Source organism: Selenomonas timonae (genome assembly GCF_014250475.1).
GTDB classification, from domain to species: domain Bacteria; phylum Bacillota; class Negativicutes; order Selenomonadales; family Selenomonadaceae; genus Centipeda; species Centipeda timonae.
On sequence record NZ_CP060204.1, the window covers coordinates 943112 to 965867 of the forward strand.

Here is a 22756-nt window from a genome sequence, read left to right on the forward strand (position 1 = left end):
CGAAATTATAAACATTGGACAACTTTCGTGAAAAAGAGGGATGAACTATGTGGAGAGGACTCTATATTGCAGCCTCGGGCATGATTACGGAGACCAAGCACACGGACATGATCGCGAACAACCTCGCGAATGCGTCGACCACGGGCTACAAGCGCGACGACATGGCGATCCGCGAGTTCGAGCCGATGCTGCTTCGCCGCATCAATGACAACTCTGCGGATACCAAGGTGACGAGCTTCAAGGGCTTTCGCGTCGAGGGGAATCGTGCGCCGATCGTCGGTACGCTCGGGCTCGGGTCTGCCGTGGATGAGATTGCGACGGAGCATCTGCAGGGCGCGATGCAGACGACGGGCAACACCTATGACTTTGCGATCTCGGGACAAGGCTACTTCGTCGTCAATACGATTGATGGACCGCGCTATACACGTGATGGCGGCTTCTACCGCTCGACGAACGGAACTCTGCTCAATATGCGCGGGCAGGAGGTGCTCTCCTCACGCGGGCGCTCAATCAGGATTCCGGAGAATGCGCAGCGTGTGAATGTCTCGAGCGACGGACGCATCTACGCGGACGGTGCAGAGGTTGCGCAGCTCGGCTTTGTGCAGTTTGCTGGGAAGAATGCGGTCATCAAGCAGGGAGACAATCTCTACCGCCCCCAGGAAGGCGCGCGTCCACAGCAGGCGACGGGCACGATCGAGCAGGGGATGCTTGAGATGTCGAATACGAGCATTGTCACGGAGATGGTCGAGCTCATCAACAACTACCGTGTCTACGAGGCAGGCTCGAAGGCCGTGCAGACACAGGACACGCTGCTCGACAAGGCGGTCAATGATGTCGGCCGCACGAGTTAAAATTATTTAAGGAACGACCCCTTTTATTCGATATAAAAATGTGAATGACTTATCATCTTTCCTTGGAGGGGGATATCGACTATGATGCGAGCACTTTGGTCTGCGGCGTCCGGCATGAAGGCGCAGCAGGTGCATATGGACATCGTTGCGCACAATATTGCGAACGTCAACACTTACGGCGGAAAAAAGGTGCGTGCGGAGTTCCAGGATCTCGTCTATCAGACGCTGCGTGAGGCGGGCGCACAGAACGGCGCGGATTCGCAGTATCCGACGGCGCTCCAGATCGGTCTCGGTACGCGTGTGGCTGCGACGCAGCGCGTCTTTACACAGGGACCGCTCCAGACGACGGACAACCCCACGGACATCGGCATTCAGGGCGAGGGCTTTTTCCGCGTCACGATGCCCGATGGTACGACGGCATACACGCGTGACGGCACGTGGAAGCTCGACAGCGATCGCCGCATGGTGACGACGGACGGCTATCTGCTTGCCGACGGCATCACGATCGGTCAGAATGCGCCGCTCGACTCCATCACGATCTCGGGTGACGGGCGTGTGTCCTACCGCGAGGCAGGACAGAATCAGCAGCAGGAGGCAGGGCAGATCACACTTGCTCGCTTTGTCAATCCGGCAGGACTTACCTCCATTGGCAAGAATCTCTTCGTTGTGTCCGATGCTTCGGGCGAGGCGATCGAGTCGAATCCCGGCGTGGATGGTGCGGGTACGCTCACACAGGGAACCCTTGAGATGAGCAATGTGCAGATCGTTGAGGAAATGGTTGAGATGATCGTCTCCCAGCGTGCCTACGAGTCCAACTCGAAGGCGATCACGACATCGGATTCGATGCTCGAGATTGCGAATTCACTCAAGCGTTGAGCTTTCAAAGACGTACGATTACAGCCATTCTATGCCTATGGAGTGGCTTATTCGCTTTTCTGTGGGTGGGTACAGCAGAGGCCTCTGCCTACAATCCTGCCCAGGGCGATCACTTCCCCACCATTCTGTCCTCGGCGCAGCTCTCTGCACTCGCAGAGCAGAAGATCGAGGAGAAGCTTGCCGGGATCGGCGAGACGCGGCGGCATGAGCTGCGCCTGCAGCGTGTGGCGTCGACGATGCACCTCCCTGCGGGCGAGGTGACAGCGGTTGTCGAGTTTCCCCGCGGGCTGCCCTATGGACGGGAGTTCCCGGCGGTATTTGCCATCTACATCGATGGCGTCATGCATCGGAAGGCGACGAGCTACTATCAGCTGACCGTCTATGACCGCGTGCTCGTGGCGATGACGGATATTCGTGCGGAGGAGGCAATCTCTCCCGCAAATGCGCGCGTCGAGGAACGGGCGGTGGATACCCTGCCCGAATTGACGCTCACTGATTTTGCACGTGTGGATGGTCGTGTTGCGGGGCGTTACATTCGCAAGGATGTGACGATCACACCCTCGCTGCTTGCGATGCCGCTCGTCATACGTGCAGGCAATCCCGTGGAGCTCGTTCTGGATGCAAATGGCATCGTGATTCGCGCTGAGGGCGTGGCGCTCGAGCCGGGACGCATCGACTACACGATCCGCGTACGCAATGTGAGCTCTGGTAAAATCCTGCGCGGCAAGGTGATTGATGCGCACACGGTTCAGGTCATCGGATGAAATTTTCCCTCAATTTTCCATAAGGAGTTCGATATGAGTAAACAAAAATGGCTCGCAGGCGTGCTCGCCGCTGCACTCTGCACGGCAAGTCTCGCTCCCACTGTCTCGGCAGAATCCCTGTGGAATAATCCGAGCGGACATCCAACGAAGAGTCCGTTTTCCGATCATCGGGCGACGGGCATCGGGGACATCGTCACCATCGTCATCAGTGAGACAACAACGACTTCGGCAACGCGGAACTCCTCGAATGAGAAGAGCGGGTCGGTCAGTATTGGTGCAGGGCTTGGTATTTTCGACTTCCTGCAGGCCGCATCTGCAAACGGCTCGGACAAGTTCAGCGCCAAGGGCTCTGCCTCCTCCTCGAACCGCGTTGCGGGCAATGTCACCGTGACCGTGGTGGATGTCATGCCGAATGGCAATTTCGTCCTCGAGGGCACACAGTCCATTTGGCAGAACCGCAACGAGCACAAGATTGTCTTCCGCGGCACCTGTCGTCCCGAGGACATCTCGAGCTCGAATACGATCCTCTCGACGCGTGTGGCTGATGCGACGGTGCGCTTTGACGGAAAGGGGCCTCTGAACGCAAAGCAGCGGCAGGGCATCCTGACCCAGATCTTCAACATTTTGTTCTGACGGGAGGCGCTTTTTATGAAGAAATTGGGCATCCTTCTGCTCCTCCTTGGACTTGTGGTCGGAACACTGCCGGGAATTGCTTCGGCGGATTCCGCTGTGACGCGAATCAAGGATATCTCCAAGGTGCAGGGTGTGCGCTCCAACCAGCTCATGGGCTACGGTCTCGTCGTCGGTCTGGACGGCACGGGCGACGGCTCAAGCTCGGGGGAGACGGTACAGTCCATTGCAAATATGCTGACCACCTATGGCATCACGGTCAACAGCAGCTCGATCAAGCTGAAGAACGTCGCGGCGGTCATGGTGACGGCGACTCTGCCGCCGTTCGTGCGCGAGGGCGATACGCTCGATGTGACGGTCTCCTCGATTGGTGATGCGAAGAGCCTGCGCGGCGGTACGCTGCTCCAGACACCGCTGCGTGCGGGTAACGGTGAGGTCTATGTCGTTGCGCAGGGCAGTGTCTCGACGGGCGGCTTTGCCGCGGCGGGCGGCGGTAGCAGCATGACGAAGGCGTTCCCGACGGTCGGCATTGCTGTGAACGGCGGCATTGTCGAGCGTACGGTGGAGGACGATGGGATTGGTGCGAACGGGCAGCTTTCCCTTTCGCTTGCACGCCCTGACTTTACGACAGCGACACGGGTCGCGGGGGCGATCAACGCGCAGTATGGCAGTATCGCGCAGGCAAGCAATCCCGGACGCGTGGATGTGGCGATTCCGTCCTATTTCCGCGGGAACGTGGTCGGCTTTGTTGCCTCAATCGAAGAGCTGCCCGTCCGCCCCGACAATATGGCGCGTGTCATTGTGAACGAGCGCACGGGGACGATCATCACGGGCGGCGATGTCTCCGTCGATACGGTTGCAATCACGCAGGGCGGGCTGACGATCCGCATTCAGGGGGCGACAGATGTCTCGCAGCCGGGACCGTTCAGCTATGGAAATACGGTCGTCACGCAGGATGCCGATGTCGAAGTGAACGATATGAAGGGAAATACGATCATCCTGCCCGCAACGACCAATATCAGCGACATTGTGGGCGCACTCAACACCGTGGGAGCGAATCCACGTGAGATCATCTCCATCTTGCAGGCGATGAAGGCGGCAGGGGCACTGCACGCCGAACTCGATATAGTTTAAGGAGGTAGCCTATGACGATTCAGCCAATTGGCGACAACGCACTTTTGGGCGGTGCCGCACAGCCCTCCTACGATGCGGCGCGCATGAGCGCTGAGAGCAAATCCTTTCAGGCGACGCTTGACGAGCTGCAGCGCAAGGCTGCGGCAGCACCTGAGACAGAGGAGACGGGTTACGTCCCGAAGAATCCAATGAGCGCCGAGGAGCGTGAGGCGAAGAAGTTACGTGAGGCGTGCGAGGGCTTCGAGGCAATGTTTCTCAGCATGATGTATAAGCAAATGCGGGCGACCGTGCCGGAGGGAGGCCTCTTTGGAAAAAAGTCCAACGCGCTTGAGATCTTCGAGGATATGCGCGATACGGAGATGATGAATGCGGCGGCAAAGAGCGGCGGCATCGGCATCGCAGATATGATGTATAAGCAGTTGACCATCAAGACCAGATGAGATATAATGTAGACTTATAAGGGGATGCTGCCAGCGCAGCTTCCCCTTTTCTATTGCGGATATTATGTCCTTAGTTTGGAGTGTTTATGCGTATCTTGAAGAAAATCCTTGTGCTTCTGGCGGCGCTGCTCTTGACGGCGTCCTCCTATGCGTGGGCGGCGGAGCTGAACGATCTGCGCACGTCGAGTACGGCGGAGCGCGATCGGCTCGTCTTTGACTTTTCAGAGATGCCCATCTATCATGTCAGCCTTTCCGAGGATGGGCGCGAGTTGACCTTTGATTTTGCGGATGCGGATGTGGCGGCGTTCAAACGAGCTTCTGTGCACACAAAGCGCATTGACTCCGTCTCCTATGCGTCGCGCAGCGGGCATTTTTATGTGACGGTCACGATGGCGAAGGGCATGAAGTATGCACTTGGCAATCTGATGAATCCTGCGCGTGTTTTTCTCGATGTGTCGCCTGCGGGAGCGAATCCGTCGAAGACGACGCCCGCCGAACCTCCCGTAAAGCTGTCGACGCAGCCAAAGCCCGGAAAAGCTGCGGAAGAGGAGCCGAAGAAGCCCACGCTCCCAATTCTGAAGGAAGAAACGATTGCGCCGGGGCTTATGCAGCGCACGTACATTTACGAAGATGAGGACGGGCAGGTGACTTCGTACTTCGTTGAGGCAGATCCCGTGCAGTACAGCGTTCGCTCCGCGCTTGCGCGCGGCATCATCCCGGGGCGGCAGACTGTAACGGGGATTGCGCGCGATACGAATGCAGTAGCGGCGATCAATGCCTCCTACTTTGCGGTAAACGGCGTGATTCTCGGCGTGACGAAGATCGACGGTACGATTGTCGGGACGACCTACTACGATCGCAGCGCATTCGGCGTGATGCCCGACGGCTCCTTTGTATTCGGCACGGTTTCCTACAACGGCACGGTGAAGATCGATCAGGTGACGCTGCCCGTTTCGGGGGTCAACGCCGAGCGCGGTGAGAACGGACTCATCATTTACAACCGCGCTTACGGCAGAACGACGGGGACAAATCCGTACGGGCTCGAATATGTGATTCGGGGGGGCCGCGTGGCAGAGATCAATACGAATGATTCCGTGATTCCCTCGGACGGCTACGTTGTCTCCGTGCACGGCTCCTCGATGGATGCCTTTGCCGCAGCGGGAACGCGCGTCGGTGACCCGACAGTGCTGAGAGAAGAGACGGGGGCGATGTGGGATCGTGCCGTGCAGATCGTCGGCGCAGGACCGCGTCTGGTCGAGAATGGCGTCGTTCATGTGACGGCGGGCGAGGAGCAGTTCCCCGGAGACATTCGTTACGGACGCGCGCCGCGCAGTGCTGTTGGGGTGACGAAGAGTGGAAAAGTGGTCTTTGCTGTGGTCGACGGGCGGCAGTCGCACAGCCACGGACTGACGCTGACGGAGTTCGCCGAGCTGCTCGTGAAATTCGGCGTCCAGAATGCAATCAATCTCGACGGCGGAGGCTCCTCTGCGCTCTATGTGAACGGCGGTGTTGTCAACTCTCCCTCGGACGGGTCGGAGCGGGCGGTCGGCAGTGCGCTGATTTTGCAGAAAAAATGATTTTCCCGCAGATGAGAGAGTCATGAAATAATTTTGACGGTCTGGGCGCAATATGATAGAATGTGTAAAGGTTTACACTCGATGGAAGAATGTTGGCGGAGCGCTCCTGCGCCCGATGTAGGTGATACGACGTTGAAGAACGACATGTTTGATGTCATACAGGCGGATCTTGAGGAATTTGAACCTGCGCTTGCAGAATCCATTATCTCCGAGACCGCTCTCATAACAGATGTGGGAGCACATCTTGTCTCCTCGGGGGGGAAGCGCTTGCGTCCCGCCCTTTTCCTGCTTGCGGCACGCGGCGGTGCGGCGTTTGATCGTGCGCGTGCGATGCCTGTTGCCGTTGCGCTCGAGCTGATTCACACGGCATCCCTAGTGCACGATGATGTCATCGACGAGGCGGATACGCGGCGGGGATCGGCGACGACGAATGCAAAATGGGGCAATCAGGTCGCCATTCTGAGCGGCGATTATCTTTTTGCGCGTGCGTTCAAACTCGTTGCGGAGGCGGGCTATGATTCCTCGGTCTACGTCAAGCTCGCGCAGCTCGTCTGTACGCTGAGCGAGGGTGAGATTCTCCAAGATCACACAGCCTATCAGGTGCCCGCGAGCGAGGATGCGTACTATGAGCGCATCCGCAAGAAGACGGCGGACTTCCTTGAGATCTGCTGCGAACTCGGCGGCGTGATCGGCGGCATGAGTGCGGCAGATACAGAGCGCATGGCGCTCTATGGGCACGCCATCGGCATGGCGTTCCAGATCACGGATGACTTGCTTGACTATCGGCAGACCTCGGAGCACATCGGAAAGCCTGCAGGGCATGACCTCGCGCAGGGCTTTGTGACGCTGCCTGTCATCCGCGCGCTCGAAGTGCTGGATGAGGCAGGGCGTAGGGAACTCACGGCACTCATTACGAACCCGAAGATGTCGGAAGCGGAGGTCGCGCGTGCGCTCGAAATCGTCTGCACGACGGACGGCCTCGACTATGCGCAGGAGAAGGCGGATGCCTATCTCGCGCGTGCAAAGGCGGCACTGCCGGAGCCGCTTGACGAGCGCATCCGTGAGACCTGCCTGATGGCGGCGGACTTTATCGGACGCAGAGAGTTTTAGACCTTTTAGGAGAGAACATGGCATAGCCATAAGAAGGAGTCAGCATGTTTGGCATTGGCGTACCCGAACTGATTTTGATACTGGTCGTGGGACTCATCGTCTTTGGTCCCGGCAAGCTCCCCGAGATGGGGCGCTCGCTCGGCAAGGGCATCCGTGAGTTCCGCAAGGCGTCGAATGCGCTGACGGCGGCAATCAACGCACCCGAGCCGCCGCCCGCCGCCCCCGCACCGGTACAGCCCGCTGCACAGCCGGCTGCCGCACCGACAGAGGCGCAGGCAGCACCCGCCGCACCCACGGCAACGCCGACGGCAGAGACCGCTGCGGCAGCAGTCGCGGCGCATGCAGCGGAGCAGAGTGGAACAGAAAGCAAGTCTCAATCATAATGTGTAAGATTTGCACAAGTATCATAAATGAGTGAATTATCATTTTAGGAGGTTCTTATGTTTGGTCTGGGAGTTCCCGAACTCGTACTCATCCTCATCATCGGCCTTGTGATCTTCGGCCCCGGCCGCCTGCCCGACATTGGCAAGGCGCTCGGGAAGAGTATCAAGGAATTCAAATCGGCAAACAACGAGTCGCCGCAGGATTCCCGTACGGAGATCAATGTCACCGAGGAGGCGAAGCAGCTCGAGAGCGGCGAGAAAAAAGAGGCGAAGAGTTGATCCATGGCGGAGGAATCGAAACCCCTTGCGACTGAGCAAGGCGACAGCGTAAGCGGGGAGCAGTCCGCGCACGCAGAGCACCCGCCCATCACGCCGCCCGCCCCACAGACGGAAACACAGCGCGAGGATACCGCAAACCCGGAGGACGACGGCAGCATGACGCTGATTGCGCATCTGACGGAGCTGCGTTCGCGCCTCATCAAATGTCTGCTGGCAGTCGCCGTCGGCTCGTGCGTCGGCTACTACTTCATCGACGACATCATGCACTATCTGACCGTTCCGGTCGGAAAGCTCTACTATATGCAGCCCGCGGAGGCGTTCTTCACCTATATCAAGATCGCCGTCGTCGTGGGCTTTCTTCTCGCGCTGCCCGTGATCTTCTATCACGTCTGGCGCTTCTTCCTGCCTGCACTCACGCGTGCGGAGCGACTCGTGCTTGGGATCGTCGTGCCCGTCTCGGTTGTCCTCTTCTTCCTCGGGCTGGCGTTCTCGTTCTTCCTTGTCTTCCCCGCAGCAATCGTGTTCTTCAAGGGATTCGGCAACGAGGAACTCGAGGCGCTCTTTTCCGTGAACCGCTACTTCGAGTTCGTCATCATGTTCGTCCTGCCGTTCGGCTTCGTCTTCGAGCTGCCGCTCGTCATTACGATTCTCGGCAAGCTGGGCTTCATCTCGTCGGACTTCCTGCGGAAATACGCCCGTATCGTCATCTTCCTCTCGTTCGTCATCGCTGCCATCATCTCGCCGACACCGGATGTGTTCACGCAGTCGATGATCGCCCTGCCCATGATTGCACTCTACGGCGTGGGATATCTGATCGTGAGATTTATACTGAGAAAATAATCTAGGAGGGAAAATCTTGGCATATAAGGATCTGCGCGAGTACATCGCCGCGCTCGAGGAGCGCGGGCTTTTGAAACGCATCACCGCAGAGGTCGATCCAGAGCTTGAGATCACCGAAATCACCGACCGCATCTCGAAACAGGAGGGGGAGAAGAACGTCGCCCTCCTCTTTGAGAACGTCAAGGGATCGAAGATGCCCGTGCTCATGAACGCATTCGGCAGCTACGAGCGCATGGCACTCGCCTTCGGCGTGGAGAAGCTCGACGATGTGGCGGACGAGCTGACGGAGATCCTGAAGATCCCACACATCTCCCTGCAAAACAAAATGAACCTCATGACGCTGATCCCCATGGCGCGTAAGGCGATCAACTTCCCGAAATACGTGAAGAACGCGCCATGTCAGGAGGTCATCGAGACGGAGCATCCGAACCTCGACGAGATCCCCATCCTCAAATGCTGGCCGGACGATGGCGGCCCGTTCGTGACCCTGCCGCTCGTCTTTACGAAGAACCCTGCGACGGGCAAGCGCAACGTCGGCATGTATCGTCTGCAAAAGTACGACAGCCTCACGACGGGCATGCACTGGCACATCCACAAGAACGGCGCGGAGAACTTCCGCGACATGAAAGCGCGCGGCGGACAGCGCATCGAGGCGGCGGTCGCCATCGGCACCGACCCCGTCGTCACCTATGCAGCGACGGCGCCGCTCCCGCGCGACATCGATGAGATGGTCTTTGCGGGCTTCCTGCGGCACAAATCCGTCGAGATGGTCAAGTGCATCACGGTCGATCTCGAGGTGCCCGCGACGGCGGAGATCATCCTCGAGGGCTACGTCGATACGAACGAGATGCGCCGCGAGGGGCCGTTCGGCGACCACACGGGCTACTACTCGCTCGCGGACGATTATCCCGTCTTTCACATTACGGCGATCACGCATCGCAAGGATGCAATCTACTCTGCGACGGTTGTCGGCAAGCCACCGATGGAGGACTGCTTCCTCGCGAAGGCGACGGAGCGCATCTTCCTGCCGCTCCTCAAGCAGATGCTCCCCGAGGTCATCGACGTGAATATGCCGCTCGAGGGCGTATTCCACGACTGCATTGTCGTCTCCATCAAGAAGCAGTTCCCGATGCACGCGCGCAAGGTCATGCATGCGCTCTGGGGCATGGGGCAGATGATGAACGTGAAGATGATTATCGTCGTGGATGCGCACGTCAATGTGCAGGACATGAAGGAAGTCTGGTGGCGCGTCTTCAACAACATCGACGCGAAATACGACCTCGAGATCGTGCAGGGACCTCTCGATGTGCTCGATCACTCCTCGCCGATGGCGAAGTGGGGCTCGAAGCTCGGCATCGACGCGACCAAGACTTGGCCGGAGGAAGGTCATACGCGTGAGTGGCCCGATGAGATCGAGATGTCCGAGGAGATTGTAAAGCGCGTTGACGCGCGGTGGAAGGAGTTCGGTCTGGATTGAGCTGGTGGATGGAGCGCCTGCGGGCGCACATGAACAATACCGCCTTTCACCATACGGTGTTCTCCCTGCCGTTTGCCCTAATGGGGGCGCTGCTCGCGGCAGGGGGCAATCCCCCGCTCGGCGAGCTCGGTTGGATCGTGCTCGCCATCACGGCGGCGCGCTCGGCGGCGCTTGCCCTCGACAATCTCGCCGATCTGAAATACGATAAGCAGCAGCCCCGCCTCGCCTATCGTGCGATGGTGCAGGGGCGCGTGACAAAGAAGGAGGCGCTCGTCTTTATAGGCGTGTGCCTCCTTGTGCTTGTATTTGCGGTTTTGCAGCTGAATCCCGTCTGCATCCGACTTTTGCCGTTTGCGGCTGTGCCCTTCCTCATCTATCCGTATATGAAGCGTGTGACGGGGTGGGTGCATCTCTTCCTCGGCATCGCCATCGGCATGGCACCGGCGGGCGGTTGGGTGGCGATCAGCGGCAAAGTTGAGCTGCCGACGGTCGTGCTCTTCATCGCAGTTGCACTCTGGATTGCGGCGTTCGACGCGATGTATGGTGCACAGGATGAGGAGTTCGACCGCAGTCAGGGACTCCACTCCCTCGCGGTCACATTCGGTGCGCATGGTGCATTCCAACTTGCGCGCGCCATGCATATTTTTTCGATCCTCCTCTTTATTGCGCTCGGCATGATGATGCACCTCGCATTTCCCTACTACATCGGCGTCGGCATTGCGGCGGGGACGCTCGTCTATCAGCACCGCATTGCGAGCCCGACGAATTTTTCGCGCGTGACGCAGATGTATTTCATGCGAAACGGGATTGTGTCGATTGCGATTTTTGTCTTTACGTGGATCAGCTATTTGGTATAAAGGAGAGCATATGGCACGCATTTTATACGGGAAAGAATTCGCGGCGCGCATCAAGGCGAGCGCGGAGCACGGGGCTCTTCTCCTGCGTGAACGCGGCATCCATCCGCGCCTTGCCGTCATCATTGTGGGCAATGACCCTGCATCCGAGGTCTATGTCCGCAACAAGCAGAAGACCTGTGCGGAGCTGGATATTCTCTCAGATCATATTGCCCTGCCCGCAGAGACAACGCGGGAGGATCTGCTTGCCCGCATCGATGCACTGAACGCGGATGCATCAGTGCACGGCATTCTCGTGCAGCTGCCGTTGCCCGCCGCGCTCGCAGCGCACGAGGATGAGATCCTCAGCCGCATCGATCCCCGCAAGGATGTGGACGGATTCCATCCCATGAACGTCGGGCATCTCTCGATCGGTGCACCGGGGCTGCGTCCCTGCACGCCTGCAGGCTGCATCCGTATGCTCGAGTATGCGGGCATCCCCATTGAGGGGAAGCATGCCGTCATCATCGGGCGCAGCAATATCGTCGGCAAGCCGATGGGGATGCTTCTTTTGGAGCGCCACGCCACCGTCACGCTTTGCCACTCGCGGACGGAGAACCTCGCCGAGATCGCGCGCGAGGCGGACATCCTCGTTGCGGCGGTCGGACAGCCGCACTTCGTCACAGCGGATATGGTGAAGCCCGGCGCGACGGTGATCGACGTCGGCATCAATCGCATTGCGCCGAAGAAGCTGGTCGGGGACGTCGACTTCGAGGCGGTCGAGAAGGTCGCGGGTGCGATCACACCCGTGCCGGGTGGTGTGGGACTTCTGACGGTTGCAATGCTGATGGAGAACGTCGTGCAGGCGGCAGCGGCGCAGACGGCATAGGGGAGGAGCAGAGCATGATGAAATCGGATGTAGAGATTGCACGCGCGGCGCAGCTGCGCCCCATCGCGGAGATTGCAAAGACGCTCGGCATTGCCGAGGAACATATCGAACCCTATGGACGCTATAAGGCGAAGCTGACGCCCGAGGCACTTGCGGGTGCAGAGAAGAACGGGAAGCTTATCCTCGTCACGGCGATCAACCCGACCCCTGCGGGTGAGGGCAAGACAACGACGAGTGTCGGGCTTGCCGACGCACTTCATCAGCAGGGCAAAAAAACCGTCGTCGCCCTGCGCGAACCGTCGCTCGGCCCGTGCTTCGGCATGAAGGGCGGCGCGGCGGGCGGCGGCTATGCGCAGGTCGTGCCGATGGAGGACATCAACCTCCACTTCACGGGGGACTTCCACGCGATTACAACGGCGCACAACCTCCTCGCCGCGCTCATAGACAACCACATTTTTCAGGGCAACGCGCTCGACCTTGACGTGAACCGCATTGTGTGGAAGCGCGTCCTCGACATCAACGACCGCGCCTTGCGCCACGTTGTCACGGGGCTTGGCGGACGCGTCCATGGCATCCCGCGCGAGTCGGGCTTTGACATCACGGTCGCCTCGGAGATGATGGCGATTCTCTGCCTTGCGGACGGGCTGGCGGATATGAAGCGCCGTCTTGGACGCATCCTCATCGGCTGGACACGCGGCGGTCGCCCCGTTCATGCGGACGAATTGGGCGCAACGGGCGCACTGACCCTGCTCTTCAAGGACGCAATCAAGCCGAACCTCGTGCAGACCATCGAGGGTACTCCCGCGCTCATCCACGGCGGTCCGTTTGCGAACATCGCGCACGGCTGCAGCAGCGTCATGGGGACGAAGTACGCACTGAAATGCGCGGACTACGTCGTCACCGAGGCGGGCTTTGGCGCGGATCTCGGTGCGGAGAAATTCTTTGACATCAAGTGCCGCCTTGCGGGCCTCGCGCCCGATGCCGTCGTCATCGTCGCCACCGTGCGTGCGCTCAAGATGAACGGCGGCGTGCCGAAGGACGTACTCGGCACGGAGAATCTGGATGCCCTCAAAAAGGGCGCAGCAAATCTCGAAAAGCACATCGAGAACATCGGCAAGTTCGGGTTGCCCGCCGTCGTTGCGGTCAATGTGTTCCCGACCGATACCGAGGCGGAGCTTTCTCTCCTCGAAGAACTCTGCGTGCGTCTTGGCGCGAAATGCGTGCGCTCCGAGGTCTGGGCGAAGGGCGGCGCGGGCGGTCTCGCACTCGCGGATGCGGTGGAGGAGGCGATTGCAAAGCCCTCGAACTTCCACCCGATCTACGATGAGAAGAAGAGCATTGCAGAGAAGATCGAGACGATTGCACGCGAGATCTACGGCGCGGACGGCGCGGACTTCACACCCGAGGCGAAAAAACAACTGGCGGAGATGGAGACGCTCGGCATGACGGAGACGCCCGTCTGCATGGCAAAGACGCAGTACTCCTTCTCGGATAATCCCGCCCTCCTCGGCCGTCCGACGGGATTTCGCATCACCGTGCGCGAACTGCGCGCCTCCTGCGGGGCAGGCTTTGTCGTTGCACTCACGGGCAGCGTCCTCACCATGCCGGGACTGCCAAAGCAGCCAGCGGCGATGGGCATGGACATTACAGAGGACGGCGTAGTTATGGGATTGTTCTGACTTAAAAAGCGCCGGCAGAAGGGGGGGGAGGAGTGTTGGACGTGGATGTAGAGGAACGCTTTCAGCTCCTGTGCGCACAGGGATTTCATGAAGAAGCCTGTGTCTTAGCTCGGGGCTACATTGCCTGTGATGAGAAAAAACAGGATCTTGATACAGCATATAGAATGCGCATTCTGCTCGGTGAAACTTTGCTGAGCCTGTCTGTCGACTCCTGTGATGTAAATGCTTATGTAGAAGCGATTCATCTTTTGATGCAGGCCTACAACGAGCGAGGCAACGAAGATCTGTATCATTTCTTATACACGATTTCCTGTGCGCCAAACGAAGAGTTGATGCGTACGACCTATGCTTCAAATCGATCCGCTTTTTCGTCAATTGAGCATTTCCCTCCGCTGTCCGACTATGAACAGTTGCCGATCAGATTCTTTCGCCTGACAGATGATTACAGTGTGATTTTTGATAAAGACCAGAAACGTTTTCTTCTCAATGTGGAGGAAAGCAGTCTGCAGATTTTGTACCGTGATCTGGTTTTAAATGATGCTTTGCATGAGAACATTGCACTTTGCGAGGAGCGGCTTTCTCGTGCTGATCAAGACAGCAAGATACAAGAACTTGGCAGGCAGCTCATGGAGGCGGTTCATAACAGCAATTTTTGTGCAGAGATGGGGGCATGCGCTGAGACCTACAAGCGTATATGCCCCTATGGAGAGATGTACGAAGTTTTTCGTGCGGAGGAAGCTCTTGCACATGGAGATGCAGAGGCTGCTATTCGATATGGTGAAGCGGCCTATGAAAAACGTAAGATGAGCCGGGTCGTGTATGACCTGTTGTATCGTATATATAAGCAGTCAGGGCAGATGGATCGTGCATTGCTGTTTATGATTCTTCCGCAAGGAAACGCCCACATATCTTTTACGAATGACCCGGAGGAAATGGCGAAATGGCTGCGTGCAATCAAAATTGCAATAACAGGCGCTCAATTTGCTCCTTTTATCACAGATACAAGGCAGACAGACCATGGAATGAAATCGGTGCTCTGTATAGATTTGTGCGAGGAGTTGCCGCGGTTTTCTGAGTCAATGCCGCGTTACAGGACAGGAATCTATAATCCATATGGGCAAATGTACATCAAGAGTAAAGTAATTGAACTCATGAATACTGCCACAGAGCAGGACAACTTATTAATTTTTAACGATTTTGTTTTTGATGTTGTGAAAGCGGAAGAGGCATCTGAGTTTCGTGCAGCGCCGGCAGCATCTGCTCCTGTACTTATTCCTATTGCGGCTAAGCAGTCGCATCAGATGATACGTTTCCGTACTGCAGCTTTGGATCGCACTCGAATGTTCAGTAAGGGGGAGCTCAATTTTTACCGTGTTGAGGAGGCGGTGGCCTTTCAGTCGGCCACTCCGTTTATTGTAGGAGAACCGATCATACTCCAACATAGACCTCAGTGCAGAAAGCTTGTATTGAGCATCCTTGCGGATGGTCTCAGCTGGAAGGGGATAGATAGGGGAGCGCCAACACTTGTCCCCAACATCCTGAAATTCTTTTCCAAGGGGATCATTTTTGACCATCATTTTTCTACTGCAGAGTATACGTATCCAGCACTGGCGACGATCGAGACAGGGCTGTATCAGCATAAGACCCAGATTGCAAAGCCGGGCATTCCGCTTGCTCTCGATCCATCCTATGTGACGATATCTGAACAAATGAAGACCCTTGGATACTACTGCACGAACATTCAAGGAGATGGGGAAGGCATCTATAATGGCGTGACACGAGGCTATGACCGGCTCATCGTGAACCATTGGATGCTGCGGGCAACGGATGGGGTTGAGCGCACGATTCGTCATCTCGAAACCTTTGACGAATGCGATAACTTCCTTTTCATGCACTTTGCGGATACACATCCGTACAATGCGGATGTCAGCACTCCGGCCTATGCGTCAACCCATCTTCCCTTATCGGATGTATTACAGAACCAGGATAGGAGCGCCTCTGTATTTTTGAAGCCGAATCCGTTGAGCAAGTATGTGAATCACAGTGAAATTGCAGCTGTGGACCGGCAGCTTGGCTATCTCTTTGACTATCTCACCTCACACTACGACGACGATGAGTACATTGTTATGCTCTATTCCGACCACGGAACATCGGTGCATGCACGCAGTCCGTATCTGCTGAGCGAGGAGCAGACGGGAGCGGCACTGATGGCGCGCGGAGCGGGTGTTCCTGCGCTTGGGCGCGTGGATGAGCTGACGAGCTCCGTGGACATCTACAAGATCCTCGGAAAGCTCGCGGGCTATCCGATCGATGCGGCGCATCTGGACGGAAACCTGCCCGAGGCATTTGGCGGACAGCGGCGGGAATACACCGTCAGCAACTCCATCTATCCGGGGCAGACGTACAAGATCTGCGTGCGCACAGAGCAATATGCGTTCCATCTCGAGACTGCAGAGTTCACGCGCGAGGATGGAACGATCTCACTTGATCGGTATACGTACCATATTCACGAGCGCAATGAAGGTTATCGCGAGGTGTTTGACGACGCGCTTGCACGGTATTTCCTCGATATTGTGTGGCAGTATACGGAGAGCTTCCGTCGGTGAGTGTGTACGTAATTCTTGCAAAATACGTCGATTTATGCTAATCTTATCGTTGCAATTATAGAAGCAACAGCATTGACGACGTGCGGACGCCCTCGTCCCCTCGGGACGGGGGCGTTTCTTTCGGGAGGAACAGATATATGTGTCAGGAATCCGGTGCGAACATTCCAAAGACCTATGACCCTGCATCGTTTGAGCGCAAATGGTACAGTTATTGGGAAGAACATAAACTCTTTCACGACGAGGCGGACGAGAGCCGTGAACCATACAGTGTCGTGATCCCACCGCCGAATGTGACGGGGCAGCTGCACATGGGGCACGCGCTCGACAATACGCTTCAGGATATCCTCGTGCGCTATCAGCGGATGCGCGGCAAGAACGCCGTCTGGGTACCGGGCTGCGACCATGCGGGTATTGCGACACAGGCAAAGGTTGAGGAGAGCCTGCGCGTGGAAGGTACGAACCGCTTCGAGCTCGGGCGCGAGAAGTTCCTGGAGCGCGTATGGGACTGGAAGCAGCAATATGGCGACCGCATCATGTACCAGCTGCGCATGCTCGGCGCATCCTGTGACTGGGACCGCGAGCGCTTCACGATGGACGAGGGTTGCTCGCGCGCCGTGCGCGAGGTCTTCGTGAGTCTCTACGAGCAGGGGCTCATCTATCAGGGGACGCGCATTACGAATTGGTGCCCGCACTGCACGACGGCAATCTCGGATATCGAGGTCGAGCACGAGACGGAGGCGGGGCATCTCTGGCATCTCCGCTATCAGATTGAGGGGACGGACGAGTACGTCGAGATTGCAACGACGCGCCCTGAGACGATGTTCGGCGATACGGGTGTCGCCGTGCACCCCGACGATGCGCGCTACAAGGCACTCGTCGGCAAGACGCTGATCCTGCCCGTTGTGGGGCGGCGCATTCCGCTCTTTGCGGATTCCTATGTCGATCCCGCATTCGGCACGGGCGCAGTGAAGGTAACGCCTGCACACGATCCAAATGACTTCGAGATGGGGCAGCGCCACAACCTCGAGCAGGTTGTCGTCATCAATGCAGACGGCACAATGGGCGAGGGCGCGGGCAAATACGCGGGGCTCGACCGCTACGAATGCCGCAAGCAGCTCGTCAAGAAGCTTGAGGAGATCGGCGCGCTCGTCAGCACGGAGAAGCACGAGCACGCTGTCGGGCACTGCTCGCGCTGCAAGACGACGATTGAGCCGCTTGTGTCGAAGCAGTGGTTTGTCCGCATGGAGGATCTCGCGAAACCCGCGATTGCAGCGGTGAAGGACGGACGCATCCGCTTCGTCCCTGAACGCTTTACAAAGATATACGAAAACTGGCTCGAGAATATCCGCGACTGGTGTATCTCGCGTCAGCTCTGGTGGGGGCACCGTATTCCCGCGTGGCACTGCGCAGACTGCGGCGAGACCTCTGTTTCGCGTGAGGACATTACGGCGTGTATGCACTGCGGCAGCACGCACATCCATCAGGACGAGGACGTGCTCGATACGTGGTTCAGCTCCGCGCTCTGGCCGTTCGAGACGCTGGGCTGGCCGGAGGATACGAAAGACCTGCGCCATTTCTACCCGACGGCGACCCTCGTCACGGGCTACGATATCATCTTCTTCTGGGTTGCACGCATGGTTATGATGGGGCTGCGCTTCGGAGGCGACGTGCCGTTCCGCGATGTCTTTATCCACGGGCTCGTGCGCGACAGTGAGGGGCGCAAGATGTCGAAGTCTCTCGGCAACGGCATCGACCCCGTGGAAGTCATTGAGAAATACGGTGCGGATACGCTGCGCTTCATGCTCATCACGGGCAATACGCCGGGCAACGACATGCGCTTCTACTGGGAGCGCGTCGAGGCAGCGCGCAATTTCGCAAATAAAATCTGGAATGCGTCGCGCTATATGCTGATGAATCTCGAAGGCGCGGACGACAGCTTTGTGCCCGAGGAGAGCGACTATACGCTTGCGGATCGCTGGATTCTCTCGCGTGCGGCGGAGACGGCGCGCGATGTGACGGCGAATCTCGAGCGCTACGAGCTCGGCGAAGCCGGCCGCATGATCTACGAGTTCCTGTGGAGCGAGTTCTGCGATTGGTACATCGAGTTGACGAAGGCGCGCCTCTACGACAAGGAAAATATACGCGCAAAGAACACGGCGCTCTACGTCCTGCGCACGGTGCTCGAGCGCACGATGCGCCTCCTGCATCCCTTCATGCCCTTCCTCACGGAGGAGATCTGGCAGAAACTCTCGCATGAGGGCGAGAGCATTATGCGCGCGCCGTGGCCCGAGGTCAGTGACAATGACATCGATGCAGAGGCTGAGACGGCGATGATCGCTATCATGGAGGTCATCAAGGTGACGCGCAATCTGCGCGCGGAGCTCGGCACGCCGCCGGGCAAAAAGAGCGCGCTCATCCTGCGCGTGCGCGACGCGGCGCTTGCGGACACATTTGCATCGCACGTCGATTATTTCCATGCGCTTGCGTCCGCGTCCGCGGTCACATTCCTCGCGGCGGATGCGCCCGATCCGGAGAATGTCGTGACGGGGGCACTGGCAGGAGCGGCGGTCTATCTGCCGCTCGCGGGGCTCATCGACGTAGAGAAGGAGACGGCGCGCCTGACGAAGGAGCGCGATAATCTCGAGAAGGAGATTGGGCGCCTCACGGGCAAGCTCGCGAACGAGGGCTTTACATCGAAGGCGCCTGCCGCCGTCGTGGCGGCGGAACGCGAGAAGTTGGCGGGCTATGAGGAGAAGGTCGCCCTCATCCGGACGCGTCTTGCGGATCTGGCGAAGCTCTGAGGTGCTCCGATGAACTATGTGGAGTCGCTTCACTATCTTGAGGAATTGAATACCTTCGGCATTCGATTGGGGCTTGCGCGCATGGAGGAGCTGTGCGCGCGCCTCGGAAACCCTGAGTGCGCCTATGCGGTGATCCACATCGCGGGGACAAACGGCAAGGGCTCTGTCACGCAGATGATGGACGCTGTTTTCCATGCGGCGGGCATCCGATCGGGGCGTTATCTCTCGCCGCATCTCATCTCCTATACGGAGCGCATGAGTGTGGACGGGCACGATATCCCTGAGGAGCGCTTTGCAGAGCTCCTCACGCGCGTGCGCTCGGCTACGGATGAGATGGTCGCGGCGGGACACGAGCACCCGACGCAGTTCGAGGCGCTGACGGCGCTCGCCTTTCTCTACTTTGCAGAGGAGCAGGTCGAAGTCGCCGTCATCGAGACGGGGCTCGGCGGCCTCCTCGACTCGACGAATGTCGTCGAGCCGATCCTTACGATCATTACAAATGTGGCGATGGATCACGCCGACCGCTGCGGCGGGACGCTCGCGGGCATCGCAGAGCACAAGGCGGGCATCATCAAGGAGGGCGTGCCTGTCATCACGGCGGCGACGGGAGAACCGCTCGAGATCATCGAGCGGCGTGCTGAGGAACTGGGCGCGGATGTCTTCGTCTGCGGTGAGGATTTCTCTGCACAGCTTTTCTTTCCAAACGGCGGCGGACAGCGCGTCGTCTTCCACTCCGTCGTCTGCCGTGAACCGGAGCCGTTCGAACTCGCGCTTGCGGGCGTCTATCAGGCGGAGAATGCGGCGCTCGTCATCATGGCGGCAAAACTGCTCGAGCGCGAGGACGCGCGCGTGACGGAGAACGCCGTGCGCGCGGGGCTGCGCAGCGTGCGTCATCCCGCACGCTTTGAGATCCTCTCGTATGAGGGCGTGCCCGTCGTCGTGGATGGCGCGCACAATCCCGCGGGCATGAAGGCACTGCGCGCGGGACTCGACCGTTACTTTCCCGATGCGCCGCGCGTCTTTTTGCTCGGTATTCTCAAGGATAAAGATATTGATGGTATGCTCGCCGCGCTTCTGCGCCCCTCTGATCAGGTCGTCACCGTGCGTCCGAACTCCGAGCGCGCGGCGGCGGCGGATGTTGTGGCGGGCATTGCTGCGGGGCTAGGGCTCTCCACCCATGCGTGCAACGATGCGGAGACGGCGCTCGCCGAGGCTGTCGCACGCGCACGCGCAGGTAATGCGCTCCTCGTCGCCGCCGGCTCGCTCTATCTCGTGGGCGGCATCCGTGCGCTCCTCACGGCGGGGAGGTGACGGCGTGGCAGAGGACTACTTTCAGGAGCGGCGGCGCGTGCTGCGCCGCCGTCGCTGGGGCGCGCGTATGGCGCGCATGATGATGTATGCCGTTGTCGCTGAGGCGTTTCTCATCCCGCTCGCACCGCTGGCGGCGATGGTTGTGCTGCTCCTCGGCTGTGGGGCGATGCTCCTGCGGCTGCGGATCGATCGGAACTTTCATCTGCGCCGTCTGCCGTATGATGCGCCGGCGCTGCTCTTTGTCGTCATCGGACTCCTGTCCGTGGCGGTTGCGCCGGACAAGGTGTTCAGCTTTTACAATTTCTACCATCTCGTGCCGATCTACGCCATGACCTATCTGCTCGTTGGGCAGACCCTGCGCACGGCGCATGAACTGCGGCGCGTTGTCATTGCGATGGCAGTGTCGGCGGCGCTCGTCATCCTTTACGGCTTCTATCAGTTCATCTTTGGCATCGACATCTCCGCGATGAAATGGGTGGACGGGGCGTCGTTCCCCGAACTCTCGAAGCGCGTCTTCTCGACGTGGGAGAATCCAAACATCCTTGCGGGCTATCTCGATATCGTCGTCTGCATTTTCGTTGGATTGCTGAGCGCGCTCACGCGCTCATGGCGCATCCTCGCACTCGTGCTCCTTGTGGCGGCACTTGCCTGCCTCGGCATGACCTATGCGCGCGGTGCATGCCTTGTCGTCGCCCTCGTACTTGCGGGCTACGGCGCGCTGCGCGACTGGCGCGTCCTCCTCGGGATCGTCGTCGTCGGTGCGGGAGCGCTCCTCGTTGATCCCGTGCTCGCAGATCGTCTGCTCTCCGTCTTCACGCGTGTGGATACGTCGTCGGAGATGCGGCTTGCGTTCTGGGAGAGCACGATTGCGATGGTGATGGATCATCCCTTCCTCGGCATCGGCTGGGGCATGTACTTCATGGTCTACCCCGAGTACGACTTCTACTTGCAGGGCGCGCCCGTGCAGATCGTGCACGCCCACAATATGTATCTGAACTATGCAGCGGAGATTGGTGTGCCGGGTGCACTCTCCTTCCTCTGGTTCTTCTTCGGCTCGCTCGTGCTCGCCTTTCGTCTGCCGAAGCGCACGCCGCCGTGGGAGGCGGTGCTCGCCGCGCATGAGCACGAGTGGAAGACCGTTGCCGATGTGCGTGCCGCGCTCGCACGCTGGCGCAGACGCCGCTTCGTCGAGGGACTTTCGCTCGGGCTTGGACTCGCGTTCATCTCCGTTGCTCTCAACGGCATCACAGATCATCTGCTCTTTAATATACCGTCCTCCATGCTGCTCTGGATGCTCGCCGCTATGACGGCGGCGGTGCATGCGATTGCGGGGGAGATGAGGGAAGGATGACTATGCAGGAACATCTATCGATATCCAAGGCGACGGTCGACCGTCTGCCGCGCTACTACCGCTGTCTGCGTCAGCTGACAGACGAGGGCGTGGAGATTGCCTCCTCGGAGGAGCTTGGCCGCCGCCTTGCCATCAACCCCGAACAGATTCGTAAAGATTTGGCGTTCTTCGGACAATTTGGCAAGAAGGGCGTCGGCTACTATGTCGCAGAGCTCAAGGAGAGCATCGGCGGCATATTGGGACTCGATCAGCATTGGAATGTCGCGATCATCGGAATGGGGCATCTCGGTGCGGCGCTCGCAAACTATCAGGGAATTGCGCGACTCGGCTTCCGACTTGCCGCGATTTTCGACGCGAATCCCGTCGTGATCGGCACGCGCGTCGGAGAGCGCCGCGTGGAGGACATTGCCTATCTCGCGGAGATCATCGCCGAGCGTGACATTCAGATCGGCGTCATCGCCGTGCCCGCAGCGCATGCGCAGGGTGTCGCCGATCAGCTTGTAGCGGCGGGCATTCGCGGGATCTGGAACTTCGCGCCCGTGAAGCTGAGAGTGCCGCCGAGCATACCGTTTGTCAGCGAAGATCTGTCTGTCGGACTCAGCGCACTCTCGTATTATCTGACGCACACGAGTGCGGAAGACGGGGAGTTATCAGACAAAAATTTAACGAATTAAAACTTCTTTGCCCTTTTTTTCACAAATCACAGAAAATGCCGTCAATGTAATCTTGACGGCATTTTTTTTTCGTGATATCCTATGGACAGATATAATTGACTTATGCAGCTACGATAACTTGCAGTTATTCTGAACATTCCTACCATGAATAATTCACAAGATGAAACAAGATGTTCCGAATGCCTGCAAGTTGTTTCCTGCGTGAGTCATAGGAATCGCTGATAAAATAGACCCTCAGATTGGCGTAGATT

General features: G+C 58.5%; 20 protein-coding genes. All 20 read left to right on the plus strand.

The features are described from left to right. Window positions 1-47 precede the first annotated feature (47 nt). Entirely contained in the window at window positions 48-851 is an 804-nt protein-coding gene (locus H1B31_RS04400; RefSeq protein ID WP_009656409.1) for a flagellar hook-basal body protein, read from the plus strand. 81 nt (window positions 852-932) lie between these two features. Then, window positions 933-1727: a flagellar basal-body rod protein FlgG gene (gene flgG, locus H1B31_RS04405; protein ID WP_009441380.1), complete on the plus strand. Its 795-nt coding sequence runs from the start codon at window positions 933-935 to the stop codon at window positions 1725-1727. A 65-nt stretch (window positions 1728-1792) separates the two neighbouring features. Beyond that, on the plus strand, window positions 1793-2491 hold the full coding sequence (gene flgA, locus H1B31_RS04410) for a flagellar basal body P-ring formation chaperone FlgA (protein WP_226372149.1): 699 nt from the start codon (window positions 1793-1795) through the stop codon (window positions 2489-2491). A gap of 33 nt (window positions 2492-2524) precedes the next feature. Then, window positions 2525-3124, plus strand: a complete 600-nt coding sequence (locus H1B31_RS04415; RefSeq protein WP_009656389.1) for a flagellar basal body L-ring protein FlgH — start codon at window positions 2525-2527, stop codon at window positions 3122-3124. A 15-nt stretch (window positions 3125-3139) separates the two neighbouring features. After that, on the plus strand, window positions 3140-4255 hold the full coding sequence (locus tag H1B31_RS04420; RefSeq protein WP_185981048.1) for a flagellar basal body P-ring protein FlgI: 1116 nt from the start codon (window positions 3140-3142) through the stop codon (window positions 4253-4255). An 11-nt stretch (window positions 4256-4266) separates the two neighbouring features. Beyond that, a complete protein-coding gene (locus H1B31_RS04425) occupies window positions 4267-4695 on the plus strand; it encodes a rod-binding protein (RefSeq protein ID WP_009441376.1) in 429 nt (142 codons plus the stop codon). A gap of 86 nt (window positions 4696-4781) precedes the next feature. Beyond that, window positions 4782-6272 (plus strand): phosphodiester glycosidase family protein, encoded by a 1491-nt coding sequence (locus tag H1B31_RS04430; protein WP_185981049.1) that lies wholly within the window; start codon window positions 4782-4784, stop codon window positions 6270-6272. A gap of 144 nt (window positions 6273-6416) precedes the next feature. Further along, on the plus strand, window positions 6417-7382 hold the full coding sequence (locus tag H1B31_RS04435) for a polyprenyl synthetase family protein (RefSeq protein ID WP_185981226.1): 966 nt from the start codon (window positions 6417-6419) through the stop codon (window positions 7380-7382). 44 nt (window positions 7383-7426) lie between these two features. Then, complete coding sequence (gene tatA, locus H1B31_RS04440; protein ID WP_009441373.1) at window positions 7427-7765, plus strand: twin-arginine translocase TatA/TatE family subunit; 339 nt, start codon at window positions 7427-7429, stop codon at window positions 7763-7765. Between the two features lie 57 nt (window positions 7766-7822). Beyond that, a complete protein-coding gene (gene tatA, locus H1B31_RS04445) occupies window positions 7823-8044 on the plus strand; it encodes a twin-arginine translocase TatA/TatE family subunit (RefSeq protein WP_009441372.1) in 222 nt (73 codons plus the stop codon). Between the two features lie 3 nt (window positions 8045-8047). Then, window positions 8048-8884, plus strand: coding sequence for a twin-arginine translocase subunit TatC (gene tatC, locus H1B31_RS04450; protein WP_185981050.1), 837 nt, complete (start codon window positions 8048-8050; stop codon window positions 8882-8884). A 16-nt stretch (window positions 8885-8900) separates the two neighbouring features. Then, a complete protein-coding gene (locus H1B31_RS04455) occupies window positions 8901-10361 on the plus strand; it encodes a menaquinone biosynthesis decarboxylase (RefSeq protein WP_185981051.1) in 1461 nt (486 codons plus the stop codon). Window positions 10362-10369: 8 nt separating this feature from the next. Further along, on the plus strand, window positions 10370-11218 hold the full coding sequence (locus H1B31_RS04460) for a 4-hydroxybenzoate octaprenyltransferase (protein WP_185981227.1): 849 nt from the start codon (window positions 10370-10372) through the stop codon (window positions 11216-11218). A 10-nt stretch (window positions 11219-11228) separates the two neighbouring features. Beyond that, a complete protein-coding gene (folD, locus tag H1B31_RS04465) occupies window positions 11229-12083 on the plus strand; it encodes a bifunctional methylenetetrahydrofolate dehydrogenase/methenyltetrahydrofolate cyclohydrolase FolD (RefSeq protein WP_185981052.1) in 855 nt (284 codons plus the stop codon). A 17-nt stretch (window positions 12084-12100) separates the two neighbouring features. Further along, window positions 12101-13762, plus strand: coding sequence for a formate--tetrahydrofolate ligase (locus H1B31_RS04470; protein WP_185981228.1), 1662 nt, complete (start codon window positions 12101-12103; stop codon window positions 13760-13762). A 41-nt stretch (window positions 13763-13803) separates the two neighbouring features. Further along, on the plus strand, window positions 13804-16368 hold the full coding sequence (locus H1B31_RS04475; protein WP_226372150.1) for a sulfatase-like hydrolase/transferase: 2565 nt from the start codon (window positions 13804-13806) through the stop codon (window positions 16366-16368). Between the two features lie 137 nt (window positions 16369-16505). Next, window positions 16506-19169: a valine--tRNA ligase gene (locus tag H1B31_RS04480; RefSeq protein WP_185981054.1), complete on the plus strand. Its 2664-nt coding sequence runs from the start codon at window positions 16506-16508 to the stop codon at window positions 19167-19169. A 9-nt stretch (window positions 19170-19178) separates the two neighbouring features. Next, window positions 19179-20480 carry a bifunctional folylpolyglutamate synthase/dihydrofolate synthase gene (locus H1B31_RS04485; protein ID WP_185981055.1) on the plus strand — a complete coding sequence of 434 codons (1302 nt, stop codon included), beginning with the start codon at window positions 19179-19181 and terminating at the stop codon, window positions 20478-20480. Window positions 20481-20484: 4 nt separating this feature from the next. Further along, window positions 20485-21831, plus strand: a complete 1347-nt coding sequence (locus tag H1B31_RS04490) for an O-antigen ligase family protein (protein ID WP_185981056.1) — start codon at window positions 20485-20487, stop codon at window positions 21829-21831. A gap of 2 nt (window positions 21832-21833) precedes the next feature. Further along, window positions 21834-22505: a redox-sensing transcriptional repressor Rex gene (locus H1B31_RS04495; protein ID WP_185981057.1), complete on the plus strand. Its 672-nt coding sequence runs from the start codon at window positions 21834-21836 to the stop codon at window positions 22503-22505. The last annotated feature ends 251 nt before the right edge of the window (window positions 22506-22756 follow it).